At 55.2% G+C, this 21,610-nt stretch carries 20 protein-coding genes; 19 read left to right on the top strand and 1 reads right to left on the bottom strand.

The genetic code is table 11. The annotated features are described in order from the left end of the window. The 15 genes from WFN87_RS02125 to nuoN all read left to right on the top strand — a co-directional run. Positions 1-96 (top strand): IS1 family transposase (locus WFN87_RS02125; protein WP_000851394.1); only part of this gene is annotated, 96 nt, incomplete at its 5' end. A 604-nt stretch (positions 97-700) separates the two neighbouring features. Beyond that, positions 701-1,636 (top strand): transcriptional regulator LrhA, encoded by a 936-nt coding sequence (gene lrhA, locus WFN87_RS02120; protein WP_008459771.1) that lies wholly within the window; start codon positions 701-703, stop codon positions 1,634-1,636. Positions 1,637-2,267: 631 nt separating this feature from the next. Next, the gene (gene nuoA, locus WFN87_RS02115) at positions 2,268-2,714 is read left to right on the top strand and encodes an NADH-quinone oxidoreductase subunit NuoA (protein ID WP_008459773.1); all 447 of its coding nucleotides are present in this window, start codon (positions 2,268-2,270) and stop codon (positions 2,712-2,714) included. A 15-nt stretch (positions 2,715-2,729) separates the two neighbouring features. After that, entirely contained in the window at positions 2,730-3,404 is a 675-nt protein-coding gene (nuoB, locus tag WFN87_RS02110; protein ID WP_008459774.1) for an NADH-quinone oxidoreductase subunit NuoB, read from the top strand. Positions 3,405-3,490: 86 nt separating this feature from the next. Continuing rightward, positions 3,491-5,302: an NADH-quinone oxidoreductase subunit C/D gene (nuoC, locus tag WFN87_RS02105; RefSeq protein WP_008459775.1), complete on the top strand. Its 1,812-nt coding sequence runs from the start codon at positions 3,491-3,493 to the stop codon at positions 5,300-5,302. A gap of 2 nt (positions 5,303-5,304) precedes the next feature. Next, positions 5,305-5,805 carry an NADH-quinone oxidoreductase subunit NuoE gene (gene nuoE / locus WFN87_RS02100; protein ID WP_008459776.1) on the top strand — a complete coding sequence of 167 codons (501 nt, stop codon included), beginning with the start codon at positions 5,305-5,307 and terminating at the stop codon, positions 5,803-5,805. Continuing rightward, entirely contained in the window at positions 5,802-7,148 is a 1,347-nt protein-coding gene (gene nuoF / locus WFN87_RS02095) for an NADH-quinone oxidoreductase subunit NuoF (protein ID WP_039305072.1), read from the top strand. Before nuoE ends, nuoF begins: the two co-directional genes overlap by 4 nt. 169 nt (positions 7,149-7,317) lie before the next feature. Beyond that, the gene (gene nuoG, locus WFN87_RS02090) at positions 7,318-10,041 is read left to right on the top strand and encodes an NADH-quinone oxidoreductase subunit NuoG (RefSeq protein ID WP_008459778.1); all 2,724 of its coding nucleotides are present in this window, start codon (positions 7,318-7,320) and stop codon (positions 10,039-10,041) included. After that, positions 10,038-11,015 (top strand): NADH-quinone oxidoreductase subunit NuoH, encoded by a 978-nt coding sequence (nuoH, locus tag WFN87_RS02085; RefSeq protein ID WP_008459779.1) that lies wholly within the window; start codon positions 10,038-10,040, stop codon positions 11,013-11,015. Before nuoG ends, nuoH begins: the two co-directional genes overlap by 4 nt. Before the next feature lie 14 nt (positions 11,016-11,029). Further along, on the top strand, positions 11,030-11,572 hold the full coding sequence (gene nuoI, locus WFN87_RS02080) for an NADH-quinone oxidoreductase subunit NuoI (protein WP_008459780.1): 543 nt from the start codon (positions 11,030-11,032) through the stop codon (positions 11,570-11,572). Positions 11,573-11,582: 10 nt separating this feature from the next. Continuing rightward, on the top strand, positions 11,583-12,140 hold the full coding sequence (nuoJ, locus tag WFN87_RS02075) for an NADH-quinone oxidoreductase subunit J (RefSeq protein WP_008459782.1): 558 nt from the start codon (positions 11,583-11,585) through the stop codon (positions 12,138-12,140). Next, positions 12,137-12,439 carry an NADH-quinone oxidoreductase subunit NuoK gene (nuoK, locus tag WFN87_RS02070; protein WP_008459783.1) on the top strand — a complete coding sequence of 101 codons (303 nt, stop codon included), beginning with the start codon at positions 12,137-12,139 and terminating at the stop codon, positions 12,437-12,439. The genes nuoJ and nuoK overlap by 4 nt, the downstream gene beginning before the upstream one ends. Continuing rightward, the gene (gene nuoL / locus WFN87_RS02065; RefSeq protein WP_008459786.1) at positions 12,436-14,277 is read left to right on the top strand and encodes an NADH-quinone oxidoreductase subunit L; all 1,842 of its coding nucleotides are present in this window, start codon (positions 12,436-12,438) and stop codon (positions 14,275-14,277) included. The genes nuoK and nuoL overlap by 4 nt, the downstream gene beginning before the upstream one ends. Before the next feature lie 121 nt (positions 14,278-14,398). Then, a complete protein-coding gene (gene nuoM / locus WFN87_RS02060; RefSeq protein ID WP_166872195.1) occupies positions 14,399-15,928 on the top strand; it encodes an NADH-quinone oxidoreductase subunit M in 1,530 nt (509 codons plus the stop codon). A 6-nt stretch (positions 15,929-15,934) separates the two neighbouring features. After that, positions 15,935-17,392 carry an NADH-quinone oxidoreductase subunit NuoN gene (nuoN, locus tag WFN87_RS02055; protein WP_166990937.1) on the top strand — a complete coding sequence of 486 codons (1,458 nt, stop codon included), beginning with the start codon at positions 15,935-15,937 and terminating at the stop codon, positions 17,390-17,392. Between the two features lie 54 nt (positions 17,393-17,446). Here the strand turns inward: nuoN and WFN87_RS02050 are convergent, their stop codons facing one another. Beyond that, entirely contained in the window at positions 17,447-18,349 is a 903-nt protein-coding gene (locus tag WFN87_RS02050; protein ID WP_336981711.1) for a LysR family transcriptional regulator, read from the bottom strand. Positions 18,350-18,461: 112 nt separating this feature from the next. On the opposite strand from WFN87_RS02050, the gene WFN87_RS02045 reads away from it, so the two are divergent. From WFN87_RS02045 to menF, 4 genes are all read left to right on the top strand, one after another. After that, positions 18,462-19,319 (top strand): NmrA family NAD(P)-binding protein, encoded by an 858-nt coding sequence (locus WFN87_RS02045; protein ID WP_336981709.1) that lies wholly within the window; start codon positions 18,462-18,464, stop codon positions 19,317-19,319. Between the two features lie 37 nt (positions 19,320-19,356). Next, positions 19,357-19,806, top strand: a complete 450-nt coding sequence (locus WFN87_RS02040) for a GNAT family N-acetyltransferase (protein ID WP_166990946.1) — start codon at positions 19,357-19,359, stop codon at positions 19,804-19,806. A 68-nt stretch (positions 19,807-19,874) separates the two neighbouring features. Then, entirely contained in the window at positions 19,875-20,171 is a 297-nt protein-coding gene (gene elaB / locus WFN87_RS02035; protein WP_166872207.1) for a stress response protein ElaB, read from the top strand. A 111-nt stretch (positions 20,172-20,282) separates the two neighbouring features. Beyond that, positions 20,283-21,584: an isochorismate synthase MenF gene (gene menF / locus WFN87_RS02030; protein ID WP_336981706.1), complete on the top strand. Its 1,302-nt coding sequence runs from the start codon at positions 20,283-20,285 to the stop codon at positions 21,582-21,584. Positions 21,585-21,610: the final 26 nt, after the last annotated feature.

The following is a 21,610-nucleotide window of genomic DNA, read 5'->3' as shown; positions in this document are numbered from 1 at the left end:
GCACGGCTGGGACGGAAGTCGCTGTCGTTCTCAAAATCGGTGGAGCTGCATGATAAAGTCATCGGGCATTATCTGAACATAAAACACTATCAATAAGTTGGAGTCATTACCGTCTTTTATTATAGTGTGTGGCTGACTTCAAAAAACTTTGTAAATAATCAACAGAGTGGAAACCACAAAAAGAGAATAAGATCAGATAATTCGCAATAAGTGTTATAAAACATCATGTTTTACTGTAAGATACACTACGAAAAATGGTAGGTTTTGGATGCCAGTAGCTGTGCCAACGACATGGCTTTGCCGGAAAATTAAAATATTTCCATTATTATTCAGCTGGTTGTGTGTTTTGGCCGGTTTAAGCCTGCCGCTGCACTCCAGCCCGTTAAATAATCATATAAAAGCTTATTAAAAGTCGTTTTTTGAAGCTGACTTACCTTTCTAACGCAGTTTTAAAATAGTCGACTGGTACGATGAGTTAGTGGTTTTTTTCTTATCCTGACCTGCTTAATATCCCGTTTGGGTGTGTTTTAGATTATTGGGACATGCCGGGGAATACAAAAATAACAAACAGAACCGTCGCTAACGTATGCGGCCAAGACTACCGGAGACATTCGGTAAAAGGAATTGCTTTATCTCTTTGATAAATCATAGCAATACAACCAGGGCAGACTCGAAAGAGCAACCTATTAGTGAATAAATTATGATTAACGCAAATCGTCCGATACTGAACCTCGACCTCGATCTGCTGAGGACATTCGTTGCGGTCGCCGATCTCAATACCTTTGCGGCAGCGGCGGCGGCAGTGTGCCGTACTCAATCCGCTGTAAGCCAACAGATGCAGCGCCTCGAGCAATTAGTTGGAAAAGAGCTTTTTGCCCGACATGGCCGCAATAAACTGCTCACCGAGCACGGCATTCAACTGCTGGGCTATGCGCGTAAAATCCTACGCTTTAATGATGAAGCGTGCTCTTCGCTGATGTTTAACAACCTGCAAGGGTCGCTTACCCTTGGCGCCTCCGATGAAACGGCGGACACCATCCTGCCGTTCCTGTTAAACCGCATCAGTTCGGTTTACCCCAAGCTTGCGCTGGATGTCAGGGTCAAACGCAACCCCTTTATGATCGAAATGCTTAATCAGCATGAGGTCGATTTGGTGGTGACGACATCAAACCCTTCTAACTTTGATGCCATTGTCCTGCGAACCTCGCCTACGCTGTGGTACTGCGCCGCTGATTATGTTTTTCAAAGTGGGGAAGCGCTGCCGCTGGTGATGCTGGACGATCCAAGCCCGTACCGCGATATGATGCTGGAACATCTTGATGCCAGCCAGACGCCATGGCGTATTTCTTATGTCGCCTCTACGCTTGCCGCGGTCAGGGCCGCCGTAAAAGCGGGATTAGGCGTAACGGCCAGGCCGGTTGAAATGATGAGTCCGGAACTTCGTGTGCTGGGGGCGTCAGAAGGACTGCCTATTTTACCTGAAACCCAATATCTGCTGTGTAAAAACCCCGAAAGTGGTAATGAGCTGGCGCAAGCGATCTTCAGTGCGCTGGCGACGCCGGAAAACCCATACCGTTATAACACCGTGGGAAGTGAAGGGGACGACACGTTGCTGGTTGAAGGGGATTTTGAGTAGCTGCAGGTCGACTAGTTAGTAACAAAATATTAAAGATACAAAATGGGTCGTTGGTGGTTTTTTTTACGCCAACGGCCCATTTTTTATACCTGATTTTCATTAAATCACATGGGTGCTCATCTTTTCTAACAAATTCAATATATTGGTTGCATGTTTATTTTCGCTCGTTTTATGCGCAAAAACTTCATGCAAAGGCCAGGTAATGTTAAAAAACGCATAACAATGTTGCTTCTTTTTGAAGTGGATTAACAAAAGCGTGTCTCAGATCAAGAAAATACTCCCTCTTGGGGGGAGGAATAGTTGTAATTTCCTGCCAAAATATAGGGGCTGTTTATTTTTTCACACGGAACGGACACGATTCACCCTCATCTAAATCTGGTCTTTACGCGAGTGTTGATGAGTTTTAACGCATTAAATGTTAATGAATTGCTGTCGGTGTAAATTAATGTGTGGATACTTTTGTTAAAGTTGACAAAAGGTTATAGAAAGGAGTAAAAAACCCCATCAATTGGCTGCCTACGTATTATTTCCGGTAGTTATTGTACGGTTGATTGTTCCTCCCCATGAATCGATGTGGCGTTCATCTGCCAACAAGAGCAGAGACTTTGGCGCCACTTTTGATGAGTAAGCAATGAGTATGTCAACATCCACTGAAGTTATCGCTCATCACTGGGCGTTCGCTGTCTTTCTTATTGTCGCCGTTGGCCTGTGTTGTTTGATGCTTGTCGGGGGCTGGTTCCTTGGCGGACGAGCTAAGGCACGGCACAAAAACACCCCCTTCGAGTCGGGCATCGACTCCGTTGGTACGGCGCGTCTACGTCTCTCCGCCAAGTTTTACCTGGTCGCCATGTTCTTCGTTATTTTTGACGTGGAAGCCTTGTATCTCTACGCGTGGTCAACTTCTATCCGTGAAAGCGGCTGGATTGGCTTCGTCGAGGCCGCAATTTTCATTTTAGTGCTACTGGCTGGTCTGGTTTATCTGGTGCGCGTTGGCGCTCTGGATTGGACTCCTGCGCGTTCGCGTCGTGAGAAAATCAACCCGGAAACAGACAGTCTCACTAACCGTCATACGCAGTAATAGCGAGGCAATAAGATGGACTATACGCTCACCCGCATAGACCCCAACGGTGAGAATGACCGTTACCCCCTGCAAAAGCAGGAGATCGTAACCGATCCCCTCGAACAAGAGATTAACCGCAGCGTTTACATGGGCAAGCTCGAGCATGCTATGCACGATGTGGTGAACTGGGGTCGCAAAAACTCAATCTGGCCATACAACTTTGGCCTTTCCTGCTGCTATGTAGAGATGGTGACCTCGTTTACCGCTGTACATGACGTGGCGCGTTTCGGTGCAGAAGTTTTACGTGCTTCTCCTCGTCAGGCTGACCTGATGGTGGTGGCCGGTACCTGCTTCACCAAAATGGCTCCGGTAATCCAGCGCCTTTACGATCAGATGCTGGAGCCGAAATGGGTCATTTCCATGGGCGCCTGCGCTAACTCTGGCGGCATGTACGACATCTATTCCGTTGTGCAAGGTGTCGATAAATTTATCCCGGTTGATGTGTACATCCCAGGTTGCCCGCCGCGTCCGGAGGCTTACATGCAGGCGTTGATGCTGTTGCAGGAGTCTATCGGTAAAGAGCGCCGCCCGCTGTCGTGGGTCGTTGGCGATCAGGGCGTTTACCGCGCCAACATGCAGTCCGAGCGTGAGCGTAAGCGCGGCGAGCGTATCGCGGTCACCAACCTGCGGACGCCGGACGAGATTTAATTAGCGCCTGCGGTCAGTGAGCGTCTTTGTATATCAATAATATAAAAACAAAGACACTGAACGCAGTCACCACAGAACCATTTGCAATGGTGAGAACTATGACCGATTTAACCGCGCAAGACGCCGCTATGCCAGCCTGGCAGACAAGGGATCACCTGGATGATCCGGTCATTGGCGAATTGCGTAACCGTTTTGGGCCGGATGCCTTTACCGTTCAGCCAACCCGCACCGGGGTGCCCGTCGTTTGGGTTAAGCGTGAACAGTTACTGGAAGTGGTCGATTTCCTAAAGAAATCACCAAAACCCTACGTTATGCTGTTCGACCTGCATGGCATGGATGAGCGTCTACGCACACACCGCAACGGTTTACCGGCTGCGGATTTTTCCGTTTTCTACCACCTGATTTCCATTGAACGCAATCGCGATATCATGCTCAAGGTGGCGTTGTCTGAAAACGATCTCAACCTGCCGACGCTGACAAAACTCTTCCCGAACGCCAACTGGTATGAGCGTGAAACCTGGGAGATGTTTGGCATCACCTTTAATGGTCACCCGCACCTGACGCGCATCATGATGCCGCCGACCTGGGAAGGCCACCCGCTGCGTAAAGACTACCCGGCGCGCGCCACCGAATTCGATCCGTTTATCCTGACTAAACAGAAAGAAGATCTGGAAATGGAAGCGCTGACCTTCAAGCCTGAAGAGTGGGGCATGAAGCGCAGCAGCGAACATGAAGACTTCATGTTCCTGAACCTGGGGCCGAACCACCCCTCCGCGCACGGTGCTTTCCGTATCATCCTGCAGCTGGACGGCGAAGAGATCGTCGACTGCGTGCCGGATATCGGCTACCACCATCGTGGTGCTGAGAAGATGGGTGAGCGTCAGTCCTGGCACAGCTACATTCCGTATACCGACCGTATTGAGTACCTCGGCGGTTGCGTCAACGAAATGCCTTACGTGCTGGCGGTTGAAAAGCTGGCTGGCATTGTCGTGCCGGAACGCGTTGAAGTTATCCGCGTTATGCTCTCTGAGCTGTTCCGTATCAACAGCCACCTGCTGTACATCTCCACCTTTATTCAGGACGTGGGCGCCATGACGCCGGTCTTCTTCGCGTTTACCGATCGTCAGAAAATCTACGATCTGGTGGAAGCAATTACCGGTTTCCGTATGCACCCGGCCTGGTTCCGTATTGGCGGCGTTGCACACGACCTGCCGAAGGGCTGGGAACGCCTGCTGAAAGAGTTCCTGGAGTGGATGCCGAAGCGCCTGGATTCTTATGAGAAAGCCGCGCTGCGCAACACCATTCTGAAAGGCCGTTCCCAGGGCGTTGCAGCCTATACCGCGAAAGAAGCGCTGGAGTGGGGCACCACCGGTGCTGGCCTGCGCGCCACCGGTATCGACTTCGACGTGCGTAAGGCTCGTCCTTACTCCGGCTACCAGAACTTCGATTTCGAAGTCCCGGTTGGCGGTGGCATCAGCGACTGCTACACCCGCGTTATGCTGAAAGTTGAAGAGCTGCGCCAGAGTCTGCGCATCCTTGAGCAGTGTCTGAAAAATATGCCAGCCGGCCCGTTCAAAGCGGATCATCCGCTGACTACGCCGCCGCCGAAAGAGCGCACGCTGCAGCATATCGAAACCCTGATCACTCACTTCCTGCAGGTTTCCTGGGGCCCGGTCATGCCGGCCAATGAATCCTTCCAGATGATTGAGGCAACGAAAGGGATTAACAGTTACTACCTGACCAGCGACGCTAGCACCATGAGCTATCGTACCCGTATTCGTACCCCGAGCTTTGCGCACCTGCAGCAAATTCCGGCGGCGATCCGCGGCAGCCTGGTTTCTGACCTGATTGTCTATCTGGGTAGTATCGATTTTGTAATGTCTGATGTGGATCGCTAACTATGCACGATAACCAACAAAACCAGGCTGAAGCTTTTGAGCTGAGTGCGGCAGAGCGTGAGGCGATTGAGCACGAGAAACACCATTACGAAGATGCCCGTGCGGCCTCTATCGAAGCGCTGAAAATCGTTCAGAAACAGCGCGGTTGGGTGCCAGATGGTGCCATCTACGCGATTGCTGACGTGCTGGGTATCCCGGCGAGCGATGTAGAAGGTGTGGCCACTTTCTATAGCCAAATATTCCGCCAGCCGGTTGGCCGCCACGTGATTCGCTACTGCGACAGCGTGGTTTGCCATATCACCGGTTACCAGGGCATTCAGTCGGCTATCGAAGCCAAACTGAACATCAAGCCGGGCCAGACTACGTTTGACGGCCGCTTTACCCTGTTGCCAACCTGCTGCCTGGGGAACTGCGACAAGGGGCCGACCATGATGATTGATGAGGACACTCACAGCCATCTGACGCCGGAAGCCATCCCTGACTTGCTGGAGCAGTATAAATGAAGACGATTATTCGTACTGCCGAAACCCATCCGCTGACCTGGCGTCTGCGCGATGACAAACAGCCGGTCTGGCTTGACGAATACCGTAGCAAAAACGGCTATGAAGGCGCGCGTAAAGCGCTGACCGGCATGGCGCCAGATGAAATCGTGACTGCGGTAAAAGACGCTGGCCTGAAAGGGCGCGGCGGCGCGGGCTTTTCCACCGGTTTGAAGTGGAGCCTGATGCCGAAAGACGAGTCCATGAACATCCGTTACCTGCTGTGTAACGCCGATGAAATGGAGCCAGGCACCTATAAAGACCGCCTGCTGATGGAGCAACTGCCTCACCTGCTGGTGGAAGGCATGCTGATTTCCGCTTTTGCGCTGAAAGCATACCGTGGATACATCTTCCTGCGTGGTGAGTACATCGAGGCGGCAGACCATCTGCGTCGCGCGATTGCCGAAGCCACCGAAGCGGGCCTGCTGGGTAAGAACATCCTGGGTTCCGGTTTCGATTTCGAACTGTTCGTACACACCGGAGCCGGGCGTTATATCTGCGGGGAAGAAACCGCGCTGATTAACTCCCTGGAAGGCCGTCGTGCGAACCCACGTTCTAAGCCACCGTTCCCGGCATCAAGCGGCGTTTGGGGTAAACCGACCTGTGTAAACAACGTCGAAACCCTGTGTAACGTCCCGGCTATTCTGGCTAACGGCGTGGAGTGGTATCAGGGCATTGGCGGCGGCATGAGTAAAGATGCCGGCACCAAACTGATGGGCTTCTCTGGCCGCGTGAAAAACCCTGGCGTCTGGGAATTGCCGTTCGGCACAACCGCTCGCGAAATCCTGGAAGAATACGCCGGCGGCATGCGTGATGGCCTGAAGTTTAAAGCCTGGCAGCCGGGTGGGGCGGGGACCGACTTCCTGACGGAAGCTCATCTCGACCTGCCGATGGAATTTGAAAGTATTGGTAAAGCAGGCAGCCGTCTCGGTACGGCGCTGGCAATGGCGGTTGACCATGAAATTGGTATGGTGCCGCTGGTGCGTAACCTGGAAGAGTTCTTTGCCCGTGAATCCTGCGGCTGGTGTACACCGTGCCGCGATGGTCTGCCGTGGAGCGTAAAAATCCTGCGCGCGCTTGAGCGCGGCGAAGGACAGCCGGGGGATATCGAAACCCTGGAGCAGCTTTGCCGCCATCTGGGTCCAGGTAAAACCTTCTGTGCCCACGCGCCGGGTGCCGTTGAGCCATTGCAGAGTGCGATTAAATATTTCCGCGACGAATTCGAAGCAGGCATTGCCAAACAGGATTACGGAAATCTGCGTGCCATTAATGGTATTCAGCCGAACCTGTTAAAAACGCGCTGGTGATAGACAGCTTTTCACCCTCACCCTAACCCTCTCCCTGAGGGAGAGGGGATAGACCGGTGATTTTCTCCCTCTCCTGGGGGAGAGGGCCGGGGTGAGGGCGAAGGTGGTTCGCACAAGAATTTTTGATTAACGCCTGAAGTTATTCAGGCCAACTGGAAGCATGCTGACTATGGCTACGATTCATGTAGACGGCAAAGAATACGAGGTCAACGGAGCAGACAACTTGCTGGAAGCTTGTCTCTCCCTCGGTCTTGATATTCCTTATTTTTGCTGGCATCCGGCGCTGGGCAGCGTCGGTGCTTGCCGCCAGTGTGCGGTGAAGCAATATCAGAACGCGGAAGACACTCGCGGTCGCCTGGTGATGTCCTGTATGACACCGGCCTCCGACGGGACCTTCATCTCTATTGATGATGGCGAAGCGAAACAGTTCCGTGAAAGCGTTGTGGAATGGTTGATGACTAACCACCCGCACGACTGTCCGGTCTGTGAAGAGGGCGGCAACTGCCACCTGCAGGATATGACCGTGATGACCGGTCATAGCTTCCGTCGCTACCGCTTTACCAAGCGTACTCACCGCAATCAGGATCTCGGTCCGTTCATCTCTCATGAAATGAACCGCTGTATCGCTTGCTACCGCTGCGTGCGTTACTACAAAGACTACGCAGACGGTAAAGACCTGGGCGTTTACGGCGCGCACGACAACGTCTACTTCGGTCGTCCGGAAGACGGCACGCTGGAAAGCGAGTTCTCCGGTAACCTGGTAGAAATTTGCCCGACCGGCGTATTCACCGACAAAACGCATTCCGAACGCTACAACCGTAAGTGGGATATGCAGTTCGCACCGAGCATCTGCCAGCAGTGCTCGCTGGGCTGTAACACCAGCCCGGGTGAACGTTACGGCGAACTTCGTCGTATCGAAAACCGCTACAACGGCACCGTGAACCACTACTTCCTGTGCGACCGCGGCCGTTTCGGTTATGGCTATGTGAACCTGAAAGACCGTCCGCGTCAGCCAATTCAGCGCCGTGGTGATGACCTCATTACCCTGAACGCCGAACAGGCAATGCAGGGTGCGGCGGATATCCTGCGTCAGTCGAAGAAAGTGATCGGCATCGGTTCTCCGCGCGCAAGCGTGGAAAGCAACTTTGCTCTGCGCGAGCTGGTTGGCGCTGAAAACTTCTACACCGGTATTGCGGCAGGTGAGCAGGCTCGCCTGCAGCTGATGCTGAAAGTGCTGCGTGACAGCGGCGTTCACACGCCTGCGCTGCGTGAAATCGAATCTTACGATGCGGTGCTGATCCTGGGCGAAGACGTTACCCAGACCGGCGCTCGTGCTGCTCTGGCTATCCGTCAGGCGGTCAAAGGCAAGGCGCGTGAAATGGCAGCGGCTCAGAAAGTGGCTGACTGGCAGATCGCCGCAATCCTGAACATCGGTCAGAACGCTAAGCATCCGCTGTTTGTCACCAACGTGGATAGCACTCGCCTGGATGATATCGCCGCATGGACTTACCGTGCGCCGGTTGAAGATCAGGCTCGCCTTGGTTTTGCGATTGCCAATGCGCTGGACATCAACTCTCCGGCGGTTGAACTGGATCGTGACCTGAAAAACAAAGTGGACGTTATCGTGCAGGCGTTGGCCGGTGCGAAGAAGCCCTTGATTGTTTCCGGGACGAACGCCGGTAGCGAAGCGGTGATTCAGGCGGCAGCCAACGTGGCTAAAGCGCTGAAGGGCCGCGGTGCAGACGTCGGCGTCACCATGATTGCTCGTGCGGTTAACAGCGTTGGCCTCGGCATGATCGGCGGTGGCTCTTTGGAAGAGGCTCTTAGCGAACTGGAAAGCGGCGCTGCCGATGCGGTAGTGGTGCTGGAAAACGACCTCCATCGCCATGCTTCCGCTGCCCGTGTAGATGCGGCGCTGAGTAAAGCCCCTCTGGTAATGGTTATTGACCATCAGCGCACGGCCATCATGGACAAAGCACACCTGGTACTTTCCGCGGCGAGCTTTGCAGAAAGCGACGGGACGGTGATCAACAACGAAGGTCGCGCCCAGCGTTTCTTCCAGGTTTATGACCCGGCTTACTACGACACCAGCGTGACGATGTTCGAAAGCTGGCGCTGGCTGCACTCGCTGCACAGCACCGTGCAGAGCCGTGACGTTGACTGGACGCAGCTTGACCATGTGATTGACGCCTGCGTGAAGGTATTGCCTCAGTTAGCCGGTATTAAAGATGCCGCGCCGGATGCTTCCTTCCGTATCAAAGGTCAGAAACTGTCCCGTTCTCCTATCCGTTCGAGCGGACGCACCGCTATGCGCGCCAATATCAGCGTGCACGAACCGCGTCAGCCGCAGGATAAAGACACGATGTTTGCCTTCTCAATGGAAGGGAACAACAGCCCGCTGGCCGACCGTCAGCAGATTCCGTTTGCCTGGGCTCCAGGCTGGAACTCCCCGCAAGCATGGAACAAATTCCAGGCCGAAGTGGGCGGTCATCTGCGCCACGGCGATCCGGGCGTGCGCCTGATCGAAGCCTCTGAAACGGGCCTGGACTACTTCACTTCCGTGCCGGATACCTTCCACGCGGAAGAGGGCAAATGGCGAATCGCGCCGTACTACCACCTGTTTGGTAGCGACGAGCTGTCCCAGCGTTCTCCTGTGTTCCAGAAGCGTATGGTTGAGCCTTACATCAAGCTGAACCCGGCCGATGCCGCGAAGCTTGGCGTTAACGCCGGAAGCCTGATCTCCTTCAGCTACGAAGGCCAGACGCTGAGTCTGCCGCTGCAGCTGTCCGAAGGTCTGGTTGCAGGGCAGGTTGGTTTGCCGATGGGGATGCCGGGGATTGCGCCAGTGCTTGCCGGTGCTCGTCTTGAAAATCTGCAGGAGGCTGCGCAATGAGCTGGCTGACACCGGAAGTTATCGACATTCTGCTGAGCATCCTCAAAGCGGTTGTCATTCTACTGGTCGTGGTGACCTGTGGGGCATTCATGAGTTTCGGCGAACGTCGTCTGCTCGGTCTGTTCCAGAACCGCTACGGACCGAACCGCGTAGGCTGGGGTGGTTCACTCCAGCTGGTTGCGGACATGATCAAGATGTTCTTTAAAGAGGACTGGATCCCTAAGTTTTCTGACCGCGTGATCTTTACGCTTGCACCCATGATCGCGTTCACCTCGCTGCTGCTGGCCTTTGCTATTGTGCCGGTCAGCCCAAGCTGGGTGGTGGCGGATTTGAACATCGGGATCCTGTTCTTCCTGATGCTGGCGGGCCTGGCGGTGTACGCCGTGCTGTTCGCTGGCTGGTCCAGTAACAACAAATACTCCCTGCTTGGTGCGATGCGTGCTTCCGCGCAGACCCTGAGTTATGAAGTGTTCCTGGGGCTTTCCCTGATGGGCGTGGTGGCGCAGGCCGGTTCCTTTAATATGGCCGACATCGTCAACAACCAGGCACATCTGTGGAACATCATCCCGCAGTTCTTCGGCTTCGTGACCTTTGCGATTGCCGGCGTTGCGGTTTGCCACCGTCACCCGTTTGACCAACCGGAAGCCGAGCAGGAACTGGCCGATGGTTATCACATCGAATATTCCGGTATGAAGTTCGGTCTGTTCTTCGTCGGGGAATACATCGGCATCGTCACCGTTTCTGCACTGATTGTGACGCTGTTCTTTGGTGGCTGGCATGGCCCGTGGTTACCACCGTTCATCTGGTTCGCGCTGAAAACCGCGTTCTTCATGATGATGTTCATTTTGATTCGCGCCGCACTGCCTCGTCCACGTTATGACCAGGTGATGTCCTTCGGCTGGAAAGTTTGCCTGCCGCTGACGCTAATCAACTTGCTGGTGACCGCCGCGGTCATTCTTTACCAGGCACCATAAGGGGTGAAAAAACCATGACATTGAAAGAGTTAGTGGTTGGTTTCGGCACCCAGGTACGCAGTATCTGGATGATCGGCATGCACGCTTTCGCCAAGCGCGAAACCCGCATGTATCCGGAAGAACCAGTGTATTTGCCGCCGCGCTACCGTGGCCGTATCGTGCTGACGCGCGACCCGGACGGTGAAGAGCGCTGCGTTGCCTGTAACCTGTGTGCGGTAGCCTGCCCGGTAGGCTGTATTTCCCTGCAGAAAGCCGAGATGAAAGACGGTCGTTGGTATCCGGAGTTCTTCCGCATCAACTTCTCACGCTGCATCTTCTGTGGCCTGTGCGAAGAAGCCTGTCCAACCACCGCGATTCAGCTTACCCCGGACTTTGAGCTGGGTGAGTATAAGCGCCAGGATCTGGTGTACGAGAAAGAGGATCTGCTGATCTCCGGTCCGGGCAAATACCCGGAATATAACTTCTATCGGATGGCAGGTATGGCAATCGACGGCAAAGATAAGGGCGAAGCGGAAAATGAAGCTAAGCCTATCGACGTCAAAGGCCTGTTACCTTAAGGAGTCAGGAATGGAATTCGCTTTTTATATCTGCGCCATTGTGGCCGTCCTGACGACCCTTCGGACGATCACTCACACCAATCCAGTGCATGCGCTGCTGTACCTGATCATCTCGCTGCTGGCGATCTCCGGGGTGTTTTTCTCCCTCGGAGCTTACTTCGCCGGTGCGCTGGAGATCATCGTGTACGCCGGGGCTATCATGGTGCTGTTCGTCTTCGTGGTGATGATGCTTAACCTCGGTAACGCGGTTCAGCAGCAGGAACGCGAGTGGCTGAAACCGCAGCTGTGGATTGGGCCTGGCGTCCTGTCTGCAGTCCTGCTGGTGGTTCTGATTTACGCCATCCGCACCGTTAACGACCAGGGTATTGATGGCACGTCCATCGATGCGAAGCAGGTCGGTATCGCGCTGTTCGGGCCTTACGTACTGGCGGTGGAGCTGGCCTCCATGCTGCTGCTGGCGGGTCTGGTCGTTGCGTTCCACCTGGGTCGTGAAGACCGTGCCGGTGAGGTGCTGAGCAATCGCCCTGCTGACATGGCCGTGAGAAGAAAAACGGAGGAGAACGTATGATCCCGCTGCAACATGGACTGATCCTCGCCGCCATTCTGTTCGTGCTGGGACTGACCGGGCTGGTCATCCGCCGCAACCTGCTGTTCATGCTGATCAGCCTGGAAGTGATGATTAACGCCGCCGCGCTGGCCTTCGTGGTTGCCGGCAGCTACTGGGGCCAGGCTGACGGTCAGGTGATGTATATACTCGCGATTAGCTTAGCTGCTGCCGAAGCCAGTATTGGCCTCGCGCTGTTACTGCAGCTCCATCGTCGTCGCCAGAATCTGAATATCGATTCAGTAAGTGAGATGCGTGGATGAACCTTCTCTGGTTAACCATTGTTCTGCCATTGATTGGCTTTTTACTGTTGGCATTTTCCCGCGGCCGCTGGTCAGAAAACCTGTCCGCAACCATCGGGATGGGCTCTGTAGGTCTGGCGGCGGTAGTCACCGCCATTGCTGGGGTTGATTTCTTTAACAACGGGCAGCAGGCGTTCACTCAGCCGCTGTGGACCTGGATGGCGGTCGGTGATTTTAACATCGGCTTCAACCTGGTGCTGGACGGCCTGTCCCTGACCATGCTTTCTGTGGTTACCGGTGTCGGCTTCCTGATCCACATGTTCGCTTCCTGGTACATGCGCGGTGAAGAGGGTTATTCCCGATTCTTCGCCTACACCAACCTGTTCATCGCCAGCATGGTGGTTCTGGTCCTTGCCGACAACCTGCTGCTGATGTATCTCGGCTGGGAAGGCGTGGGCCTCTGTTCTTACCTGCTGATCGGTTTCTACTACACCGATCCGAAGAACAACGCGGCGGCAATGAAAGCGTTCGTGGTGACTCGCGTCGGGGACGTGTTCCTGGCCTTCGGCCTGTTCATCCTCTACAACGAGCTGGGCACGCTGAACTTCCGCGAAATGGTTGAGCTGGCACCGCAGCACTTCGCTGCCGGCAACCAAATGCTGACCTGGGCAACCCTTATGCTGTTAGGCGGTGCGGTCGGTAAGTCTGCACAGCTTCCGCTGCAAACATGGCTTGCGGATGCGATGGCGGGCCCAACCCCGGTTTCTGCGCTGATTCACGCGGCTACCATGGTTACCGCGGGCGTCTACCTGATTGCCCGTACCCATGGCCTGTTCCTGATGACCCCGGAAATTCTGCATCTGGTGGGTATCGTAGGTGCGATCACGCTGGTGCTGGCAGGCTTTGCCGCGCTGGTACAGACCGACATCAAACGCGTACTCGCTTACTCCACCATGAGCCAGATTGGCTACATGTTCCTGGCGCTGGGCGTGCAGGCGTGGGATGCGGCAATCTTCCACCTGATGACCCACGCGTTCTTTAAAGCGTTGCTGTTCCTGTCATCCGGTTCGGTGATTCTGGCGTGCCATCACGAACAAAACATCTTCAAGATGGGTGGGCTGCGTAAGTCTATTCCGCTGGTGTATGTCTGCTTCCTGGTTGGGGGCGCGGCGCTGTCCGCTCTGCCGCTGATTACCGCAGGCTTCTTCAGTAAAGATGAAATTCTTGCCGGTGCGATGGCGAACGGCCACATCAACCTGATGGTTGCGGGCCTGGTCGGGGCGTTTATGACCTCGCTCTATACCTTCCGCATGATTTTCATTACGTTCCACGGTGAAGAAAAAATTCACGCTCACGCAGGGAAGGGGATTACCCACCACCTGCCGCTGGTTGTTCTGCTGGTGCTGTCCACCTTCGTTGGCGCAATGATTGTGCCACCGCTGCGCGGCGTACTGCCGGAAACCACTGAACTTGCGCACGGCAGCGTGCTGACCCTGGAGATCATCTCCGGCGTCGTCGCCATTGCCGGTATCCTGATTGCCGCCTTCCTGTGGCTGGGTAAACGTACTCTGGTGACGTCGCTTGCGAACAGCGCACTGGGGCGTTTCTTCGGTACCTGGTGGTTCAATGCCTGGGGCTTCGACTGGCTGTACGACATGATTTTCGTCAAGCCATTCCTCGGTATTGCGTGGCTGCTGCGCCGTGACCCGCTGAATGCTTTGATGAACATTCCGGCAGTTCTCTCCCGCTTTGCTGGCCGCGGCCTGCTGGTGAGCGAGAACGGTTATCTGCGCTGGTATGTTGCGTCCATGAGCATCGGTGCCGTTGTAGTTCTCGGCCTGCTGCTGGTTCTGCGTTAACAGGATTTCTTCCATCCCCCTCTCTCTGTTGAGAGAGGGTCGGAGTGGGGCTTAATACCTCCTCTGGCGCTGGGAAGTGAGCGATGTTTAAGAATTATTTTGACTTAGGGACTCAAACGCCATGCTATTACCCTGGCTAATACTAATCCCCTTTATCGGCGGCTTCTTCTGCTGGCAGACCGAACGCTTCGGCGTGAAAGTGCCTCGCTGGATTGCGCTGATCACCATGGGGCTGACACTGGCACTGTCTCTGCAATTGTGGTTGCAGGGTGGCTATTCTCTGACGCAGTCGGCGGGTTTGCCGCAGTGGCAGTCAGAGTACATTCTGAAATGGATCCCACGTTTTGGCATTGATATTCACCTGGCGCTCGACGGTCTGTCGCTGCTGATGGTGGTGCTGACCGGCCTGCTTGGCGTGCTGGCAGTGCTCTGTTCCTGGAATGAAATCGAAAAATATCAGGGCTTCTTCCACCTCAACCTGATGTGGATCCTCGGCGGCGTTATCGGCGTGTTCCTTGCCATCGACATGTTCCTGTTCTTCTTCTTCTGGGAAATGATGCTGGTGCCGATGTACTTCCTGATTGCGCTGTGGGGCCACAAAGCCTCCGACGGGAAGACGCGTATTACCGCCGCGACCAAGTTCTTCATCTATACCCAGGCGAGCGGCCTGGTGATGCTGATTGCTATCCTGGGTCTGGTGTTTGTGCACTACAATGCGACCGGCGTGTGGACCTTTAACTATGCGCTGCTGCTGAAAACGCCGATGTCCCACGGTGTACAGTGGCTGCTGATGCTGGGCTTCTTTATCGCCTTTGCGGTAAAAATGCCGGTGGTTCCTCTTCACGGCTGGCTGCCGGATGCGCACTCCCAGGCACCAACGGCGGGTTCCGTTGACCTGGCAGGTATCTTGCTCAAAACTGCGGCTTACGGCCTGCTGCGTTTCTCTCTGCCGCTGTTCCCTGAAGCGTCTGCTGAATTTGCACCAATCGCCATGTGGCTGGGTGTCATCGGCATCTTCTACGGCGCGTGGATGGCCTTTGCCCAGACCGACATTAAACGCCTGATTGCTTATACCTCCGTTTCCCACATGGGCTTCGTGCTGATTGCTATCTACACCGGCAACCAGCTGGCTTATCAGGGTGCGGTGATTCAGATGATCGCTCACGGTCTGTCCGCGGCGGGTATGTTCATCATCTGTGGTCAGCTTTACGAGCGTCTGCACACGCGTGACATGCGCATGATGGGCGGCCTGTGGAACAAAATTAAATGGCTGCCTGGCCTGTCGATGTTCTTCGCTGTTGCCACTCTGGGTATGCCCGGGACCGGTAACTTCGTCGGTGAATTCATGATCCTGTTCGGCAGCTTCCACGTTGTGCCGGTCATTACCGTGATTTCAACCTTCGGTCTGGTCTTTGCCTCTGTTTACTCTCTGGCGATGCTGCACCGCGCGTACTTCGGGAAAGCTAAGAGCGAAATCAGCGATAAACAGCTGCCTGGCATGTCCATGCGCGAGTTCTTTATCATTCTGTTGCTGGTGGTGCTGTTAGTTCTGCTGGGCTTCTTCCCGCAGCCGATTCTGGATACTTCGCATTCTGCGATGAGCAATATTCAGCAGTGGTTTACCAGTTCACTTTCTACTACAAGGCCGTAATTCGCCATGACAATAACTCCTCAACATTTGATCGCGCTGCTACCGCTGTTGATCGTCGGATTGACGGTGGTGGTTGTGATGCTCTCCATTGCGTGGCGACGCGACCATTTTCTGAATGCGACGCTGTCGGTTATCGGCCTTAACGCCGCGCTGATTTCACTGTGGTTTGTCGGTCAGGCAGGGGCGATGGATGTCACCCCGCTGATGCGCGTTGACGGCTACGCCATGCTCTACACCGGGCTGGTACTGCTGGCGAGCCTGGCAACCTGTACCTTTGCTTATCCGTGGCTGCAGGGCTACACCGACAACCGCGAAGAGTTCTATCTGCTGGTCCTGATTGCTGCCCTGGGCGGTATTCTGCTGGCTAATGCGAACCACCTCGCGGCGCTGTTCCTCGGCATTGAGCTGATCTCTCTGCCGCTGTTCGGTCTGGTTGGCTACGCCTTCCGCCAGAAGCGTTCTCTGGAAGCGAGCATCAAGTACACCATTCTGTCAGCGGCGGCATCGTCCTTCCTGCTGTTCGGTATGGCGCTGGTATACGCTGATTCCGGTAGCCTGTCGTTTGTTAGCCTCGGCAAGAGCCTGGCGGACAACATGCTGCACGAACCTCTGCTGCTGGCGGGCCTGGGTCTGATGATCGTCGGTCTTGGCTTCAAGCTTTCTTTGGTGCCGTTCCACCTGTGGACCCCAGACGTATACCAGGGCGCGCCTGCCCCGGTTTCCACCTTCCTGGCAACCGCCAGCAAAATCGCCATCTTTGGCGTGGTGATGCGTCTGTTCCTGTACGCCCCAGTGGGCAACAGCGAAGCGGTTCGCGTCGTGCTGGGTATTATCGCCTTCGCGTCAATCCTGTTCGGTAACCTGATGGCGCTGAACCAGTCCAACATCAAGCGTCTGCTGGGCTACTCTTCCATCGCGCACCTTGGTTACCTGTTAGTGGCACTGATTGCGCTGCAAACCGGCAATATGTCGATGGAAGCGGTAGGCGTTTACCTGGCGGGTTACCTGTTCAGCAGCCTGGGTGCATTCGGCGTGGTTAGCCTGATGTCCAGCCCGTACCGTGGCCCGGATGCCGACTCGCTGTTCTCCTACCGCGGTTTGTTCTGGCACAAGCCGGTGCTTTCTGCGGTGATGACCGTGATGATGCTTTCCCTGGCAGGTATCCCAATGACCCTGGGCTTCATCGGCAAGTTCTACATCATTGCCGTGGGCGTTCAGGCTCACCTGTGGTGGCTGACCGGCGCCGTGGTTCTGGGCAGCGCCATCGGCCTGTACTACTACCTGCGCGTGACCGTGAGTCTGTACCTGAGCGCACCTCAGCAGCTTAACCGCGACACCCCATCTAACTGGGCGTTGACTGCGGGCGGCGTGGTGGTGCTGATCTCCTCCCTGCTGGTGCTGTTGCTCGGTATTTATCCGCAGCCGCTTATCAGCCTGGTGCAGCTGGCGCAGCCGCTGATGTAATCGGGTTAACAAGACAGTTCAAAACCGCCACTTGCTGGCGGTTTTTTTATGGGCTTAGTTTTTGGCTAGCTCGAGGATAAAATCCAGAAAACAGCGGGTGCGTGCGGCGGGATTGATACGTGAAGGGTAGTAAGCATAAAGCGGAAAACGCTCGTCCGGCCAGTCGGGAAATAAATCCACCAACAGTCCCTGTTTCACAAGATCGTCAGAGCCAAACGTCATCATCTGGGCAATCGCGTGCCCGCTCAGGCAGGCCTCATGCAAAGTGCGGGCGTCGTTCAGCGTCAGGCGCCCGCTGACCGGGACTTTAATCACTTCTCCTTTACGATGAAACTCCCATTCAAACGGCCTGCCGGTTTCCGGATCGCGGAAATGAATGCAGGTATGCCCCAATAGCGCCTGTGGTGTTTCAGGCCTGCCGTGCCGCGCCAGATAGGCCGGGGTAGCAACCGTCATGATGCGAGTTTCCAGCAGCTTGCGTGCCACCAGCGTGCTATTTCGAGGGACGCCAAAACGAACAGCCAGATCGAAACCATCACCAATCATATCCCCCAGCCGATCGCTTGTGACCAGATCCAGTTCAAGATCGGGATAGCGGGACATAAACGTTTCCAGTTGAGGCCCCAGGATCAGGCTAGAGAAGAACGGATCGATGTTGACCCGAAGTCTGCCGGTAATGGCTTTAGTAGCGAGCGACGCGGTGCTGGTCACATCTTCCAGCGCGGCCAGCAGCGGCAGGATCTGACGATAAAACGCTTTGCCTTCAACGGTCAATGCCACTGCGCGGGTGGTGCGGTCAAAAAGGCGGATGCCGAGGCGTTTCTCCAGGCGGGCAATCGCCCGGCTGACCCCCGGCGGTGACATATTGATCACCTCCGCGGCGGCGGCAAATGTGCCGCTTTCCACTACGGCGGTAAACACGGACAGACCATCAAAGGTCCGATCGTTAAAAATCATATTAGTGCTCCGCAGTCATCAGTGAATTGTCTTAGGTGCTATCGATACAACATAGCTGCATCCGCATAATGCCGTCCACACCCTGCGGGGGATCTCAAACTGGAGAAACATTATGTTCGCAATTACAGGTATTACCGGACAAGTTGGCGGTGCGCTGGCAGAAGCATTGCTTGCTCAAGGGCATGAGATTCGGGCCGTCGTCCGCTCTGAAGCTAAGGGACAGCCCTGGGCACAGCAGAGCGCAGACGTTGCGCTGGCTGAAATGCACGATGGCGAAGCGCTGGCACAGGCCTTCAGCGGAGCCGAAGCGGTCTTTATCCTGCTGCCGCCGGTGTTCGATCCTTCCGGCGATTTTGCTGAGCCGCGTGCAAATATTGCGGCCATCAGGCACGCTCTGCAGGCGGCACGTCCACAGCACGTAGTTTGCCTTTCAACCATCGGGGCGCAGGCCACCCAGCCAAATCTGCTGAACGCATTAGGAATGATGGAAAAAGAGCTCACGGATGTTTGTGATTCCGTCGCGTTCCTCCGCGCGGGCTGGTTTATGGAGAACTTCCTCTGGGATGTAGAAAGTGCCAAAGAGACCGGGACTATCTACAGCCACCTGCAGCCGCTTGAGCGCGTTATCCCAATGATTGCGACAGTCGATATCGGCCAGCTTGCCGCCGAATTATTGACTCAGCCAGAATCAGGCACCCGGATTGTGGAACTGGAAGGACCGCAGCGCTACAGCCCGCAGCTGGCAGCCGAAGCGTTCTCTCAAGTTTTGGGGCGGCCGGTAACGGTAAAAGCCGTGCCGCGGGAAAACTGGGAGGCAGATTTCCTTGCTCAGGGCATGAAAAACCCGCTCCCACGCATGCAGATGCTGGACGGCTTTAACGAAGGCTGGATTGATTTCACCGGCGACACGGTGAAAGGTGCCACGCCTCTGGAAACTGTGCTAAAACAGTTGCTTGAGCGGCACCAGTAATCCGTCAGGTGGCGCCTGAATCAAAAGGAGTTTTTCAATGCTTAACTGGCAGGATTTACACCATTCTGAACTGAGCGCCACCGACCTTTATGCCCTTTTGGCCCTGCGCTGCGAAGTCTTTATTGTTGAGCAGCGTTGTGCATATCTGGATGTTGATGGTGAAGACTTGGTGGGAGAGAACCGCCATATCCTCGGCTGGCGGGACGGCAAACTGATTGCCTATGCCCGCATTCTAAAGAGTGACAACGAGCTGGAGCCGGTGGTCATTGGCCGGGTTATTGTTGATGCGTCGGTGCGCGGCGAAAAGCTTGGGCAACAGCTCATGACTCAGGCGCTTGCCGCCTGCCAGCGCCAATGGCCTGACCGTGTAATTTACCTGGGCGCTCAGGCGCATTTACAGGCGTTTTATGCCCAGTTCGGCTTCTACCCGGTCACCGAAGTGTATGACGAAGATGGTATCCCGCATATCGGGATGGCCAACGGCTAACGCAGGCGAAATCAGCTCCGGTTGTCTATAGTTAGCGGACGAGGAATTTTTTAACACGGAGAACAGTGATGCAACCGTATGAATCTCGTCTCGATGATGACCTCGCACTTTTAAGCGACACGCTTGAAGAAGTGCTTCGCGCCTCCGGCGACCCGGCTGACCAGAAGTACATTGAGCTAAAGGAAAAGGCCGAGCAGGCGCTGAATGACGTCAAAGCACGCATCAGCAACGCTTCCGACACTTACTATTACCGCACCAAAAAAGCGGTCTACCGCGCCGATGATTACGTGCATGAAAAGCCCTGGCAGGGTATTGGCATCGGGGCTGCAGTCGGGTTGGTGGTTGGGCTTTTGCTTCGCCGATAATCTTGACCGCGCCTGCAAATGGCAAATAAAAAATCTTACCCCCTGGGTAGGATTTTTTTTTGTGGGAACGACCACGTATAATCAGGGGTTTTTACGGGGCGTGAGGTAAACGTGAATTCAGTAGCCGTCGCACTGCAGCAAATGCAGCAGGAATTAGCAGGGGAATTTGCGGATAAGCCGGGCCTTCAGCGCCTGTGCGTGCCGGTCACGCTGAGTGACGCCTCCGATCCTCTCGCCTGGCTCACGGCTCAGTCACGTTATCCCCAATTTTACTGGCAGCAGCGTAACGGTAACGAAGAAGTGGCTGCCCTGGGGGCATTGCTGAGTTTTTCTGCGTTGGAAGACGCCCAGGCTTTTCTGCAGTCCTACCCGGAACAGCCTTTCCTGCGCGTCTGGGGATTAAATGCCTTTGATCCGTCCCACGGTTTTCTTTTTCTCTCGCGGCTGGAATGGCGGCGAGTAGGGGGGGAGGCGTTTCTTTGGCTGCATCTGTACAGCGAAACTTCCTTGAAGCAGGATGCGTTGGCGGCTGCGGCTTTTATTGAGCAGCTTCTGCCGGCGAAACTTCTCCCGCAGCTCAATCTCAAATGCCTGGGTGAAAGCCATCTGCCGGAGCAGCCCGAATGGAACCGCCTGGTGGATCAGGCCGTCAGCGCCATCAGCCAGAAAGCGCTGGATAAAGTCGTGCTCGCCCGGGCCACCGATCTGGCGTTTTCTTCCCCGGTTTCTGCCGCAGGATTCATGGCCGCCAGCCGCCGGGTGAACCTGAACTGCTACCATTTCCTGATGGCGTTTGATGCGAAAAATGCCTTTCTTGGCTCCAGCCCGGAACGCCTGTGGCGAAGAATCGACGATGCGCTGCGAACGGAGGCCCTGGCCGGAACGGTAGCTAACCACCCGGACGATGCTCAGGCCGCTACACTAGGCCAGTGGCTGCTGAAAGATGACAAAAACCAGCGTGAAAATATGCTGGTGGTCGAAGACATCTGCCAGCGCTTACAGGCTGCGGTTGGTGCACTGGATGTGCTGCCGCCGCAGGTTATGCGGCTGCGCAAAGTGCAGCATTTGCGTCGCTGCATCTGGACGCAGCTGAAGCGTCAGGACGATGCGCTTTGCCTTAAACAGCTGCAGCCTACCGCCGCCGTGGCGGGGTTACCGCGTGAGCTGGCTCGGGCATTTATTGCCGCGAATGAGCCTTTTGCGCGTGAATGGTACGCAGGTTCGGCGGGTTATCTGTCCCGCCATCAAACGGAGTTTTGTGTGGCGCTGCGCTCGGCAAAAGTGAGCCATACCGGCGTTCGTCTTTATGCCGGGGCGGGCATTGTCGCCGGCTCGGTTGCCGCAGAAGAGTGGCAGGAAATTGAAAACAAAGCGGCCGGTTTGAAGACGTTACTGATCGGCAGTGGTAACTGAATAAGCTATTCACGACGCAAATCAAT

It is taken from the genome of Cedecea sp. AS113, from assembly GCF_037152415.1.
Classification (GTDB): Bacteria; Pseudomonadota; Gammaproteobacteria; order Enterobacterales; family Enterobacteriaceae; genus Cedecea.
The sequence above is the reverse complement of the archived record's forward strand: the minus strand, read 5'-3'. Positions and strand labels throughout refer to the sequence as shown.

Coding starts and splice junctions, on each gene's coding strand:
- WFN87_RS02045 (WP_336981709.1), top strand. CDS start 18,462: ATGTTCGCAATTACAGGTATTACCGGACAAGTTGGCGGTGCGCTGGCA.
- WFN87_RS02050 (WP_336981711.1), bottom strand. CDS start 18,349: ATGATTTTTAACGATCGGACCTTTGATGGTCTGTCCGTGTTTACCGCC.
- nuoH (WP_008459779.1), top strand. CDS start 10,038: ATGAGCTGGCTGACACCGGAAGTTATCGACATTCTGCTGAGCATCCTC.
- WFN87_RS02040 (WP_166990946.1), top strand. CDS start 19,357: ATGCTTAACTGGCAGGATTTACACCATTCTGAACTGAGCGCCACCGAC.
- nuoK (WP_008459783.1), top strand. CDS start 12,137: ATGATCCCGCTGCAACATGGACTGATCCTCGCCGCCATTCTGTTCGTG.
- nuoN (WP_166990937.1), top strand. CDS start 15,935: ATGACAATAACTCCTCAACATTTGATCGCGCTGCTACCGCTGTTGATC.
- elaB (WP_166872207.1), top strand. CDS start 19,875: ATGCAACCGTATGAATCTCGTCTCGATGATGACCTCGCACTTTTAAGC.
- nuoM (WP_166872195.1), top strand. CDS start 14,399: ATGCTATTACCCTGGCTAATACTAATCCCCTTTATCGGCGGCTTCTTC.
- nuoE (WP_008459776.1), top strand. CDS start 5,305: ATGCACGATAACCAACAAAACCAGGCTGAAGCTTTTGAGCTGAGTGCG.
- nuoI (WP_008459780.1), top strand. CDS start 11,030: ATGACATTGAAAGAGTTAGTGGTTGGTTTCGGCACCCAGGTACGCAGT.
- lrhA (WP_008459771.1), top strand. CDS start 701: ATGATTAACGCAAATCGTCCGATACTGAACCTCGACCTCGATCTGCTG.
- nuoF (WP_039305072.1), top strand. CDS start 5,802: ATGAAGACGATTATTCGTACTGCCGAAACCCATCCGCTGACCTGGCGT.
- nuoJ (WP_008459782.1), top strand. CDS start 11,583: ATGGAATTCGCTTTTTATATCTGCGCCATTGTGGCCGTCCTGACGACC.
- nuoA (WP_008459773.1), top strand. CDS start 2,268: ATGAGTATGTCAACATCCACTGAAGTTATCGCTCATCACTGGGCGTTC.
- nuoG (WP_008459778.1), top strand. CDS start 7,318: ATGGCTACGATTCATGTAGACGGCAAAGAATACGAGGTCAACGGAGCA.
- nuoC (WP_008459775.1), top strand. CDS start 3,491: ATGGTGAGAACTATGACCGATTTAACCGCGCAAGACGCCGCTATGCCA.
- nuoB (WP_008459774.1), top strand. CDS start 2,730: ATGGACTATACGCTCACCCGCATAGACCCCAACGGTGAGAATGACCGT.
- nuoL (WP_008459786.1), top strand. CDS start 12,436: ATGAACCTTCTCTGGTTAACCATTGTTCTGCCATTGATTGGCTTTTTA.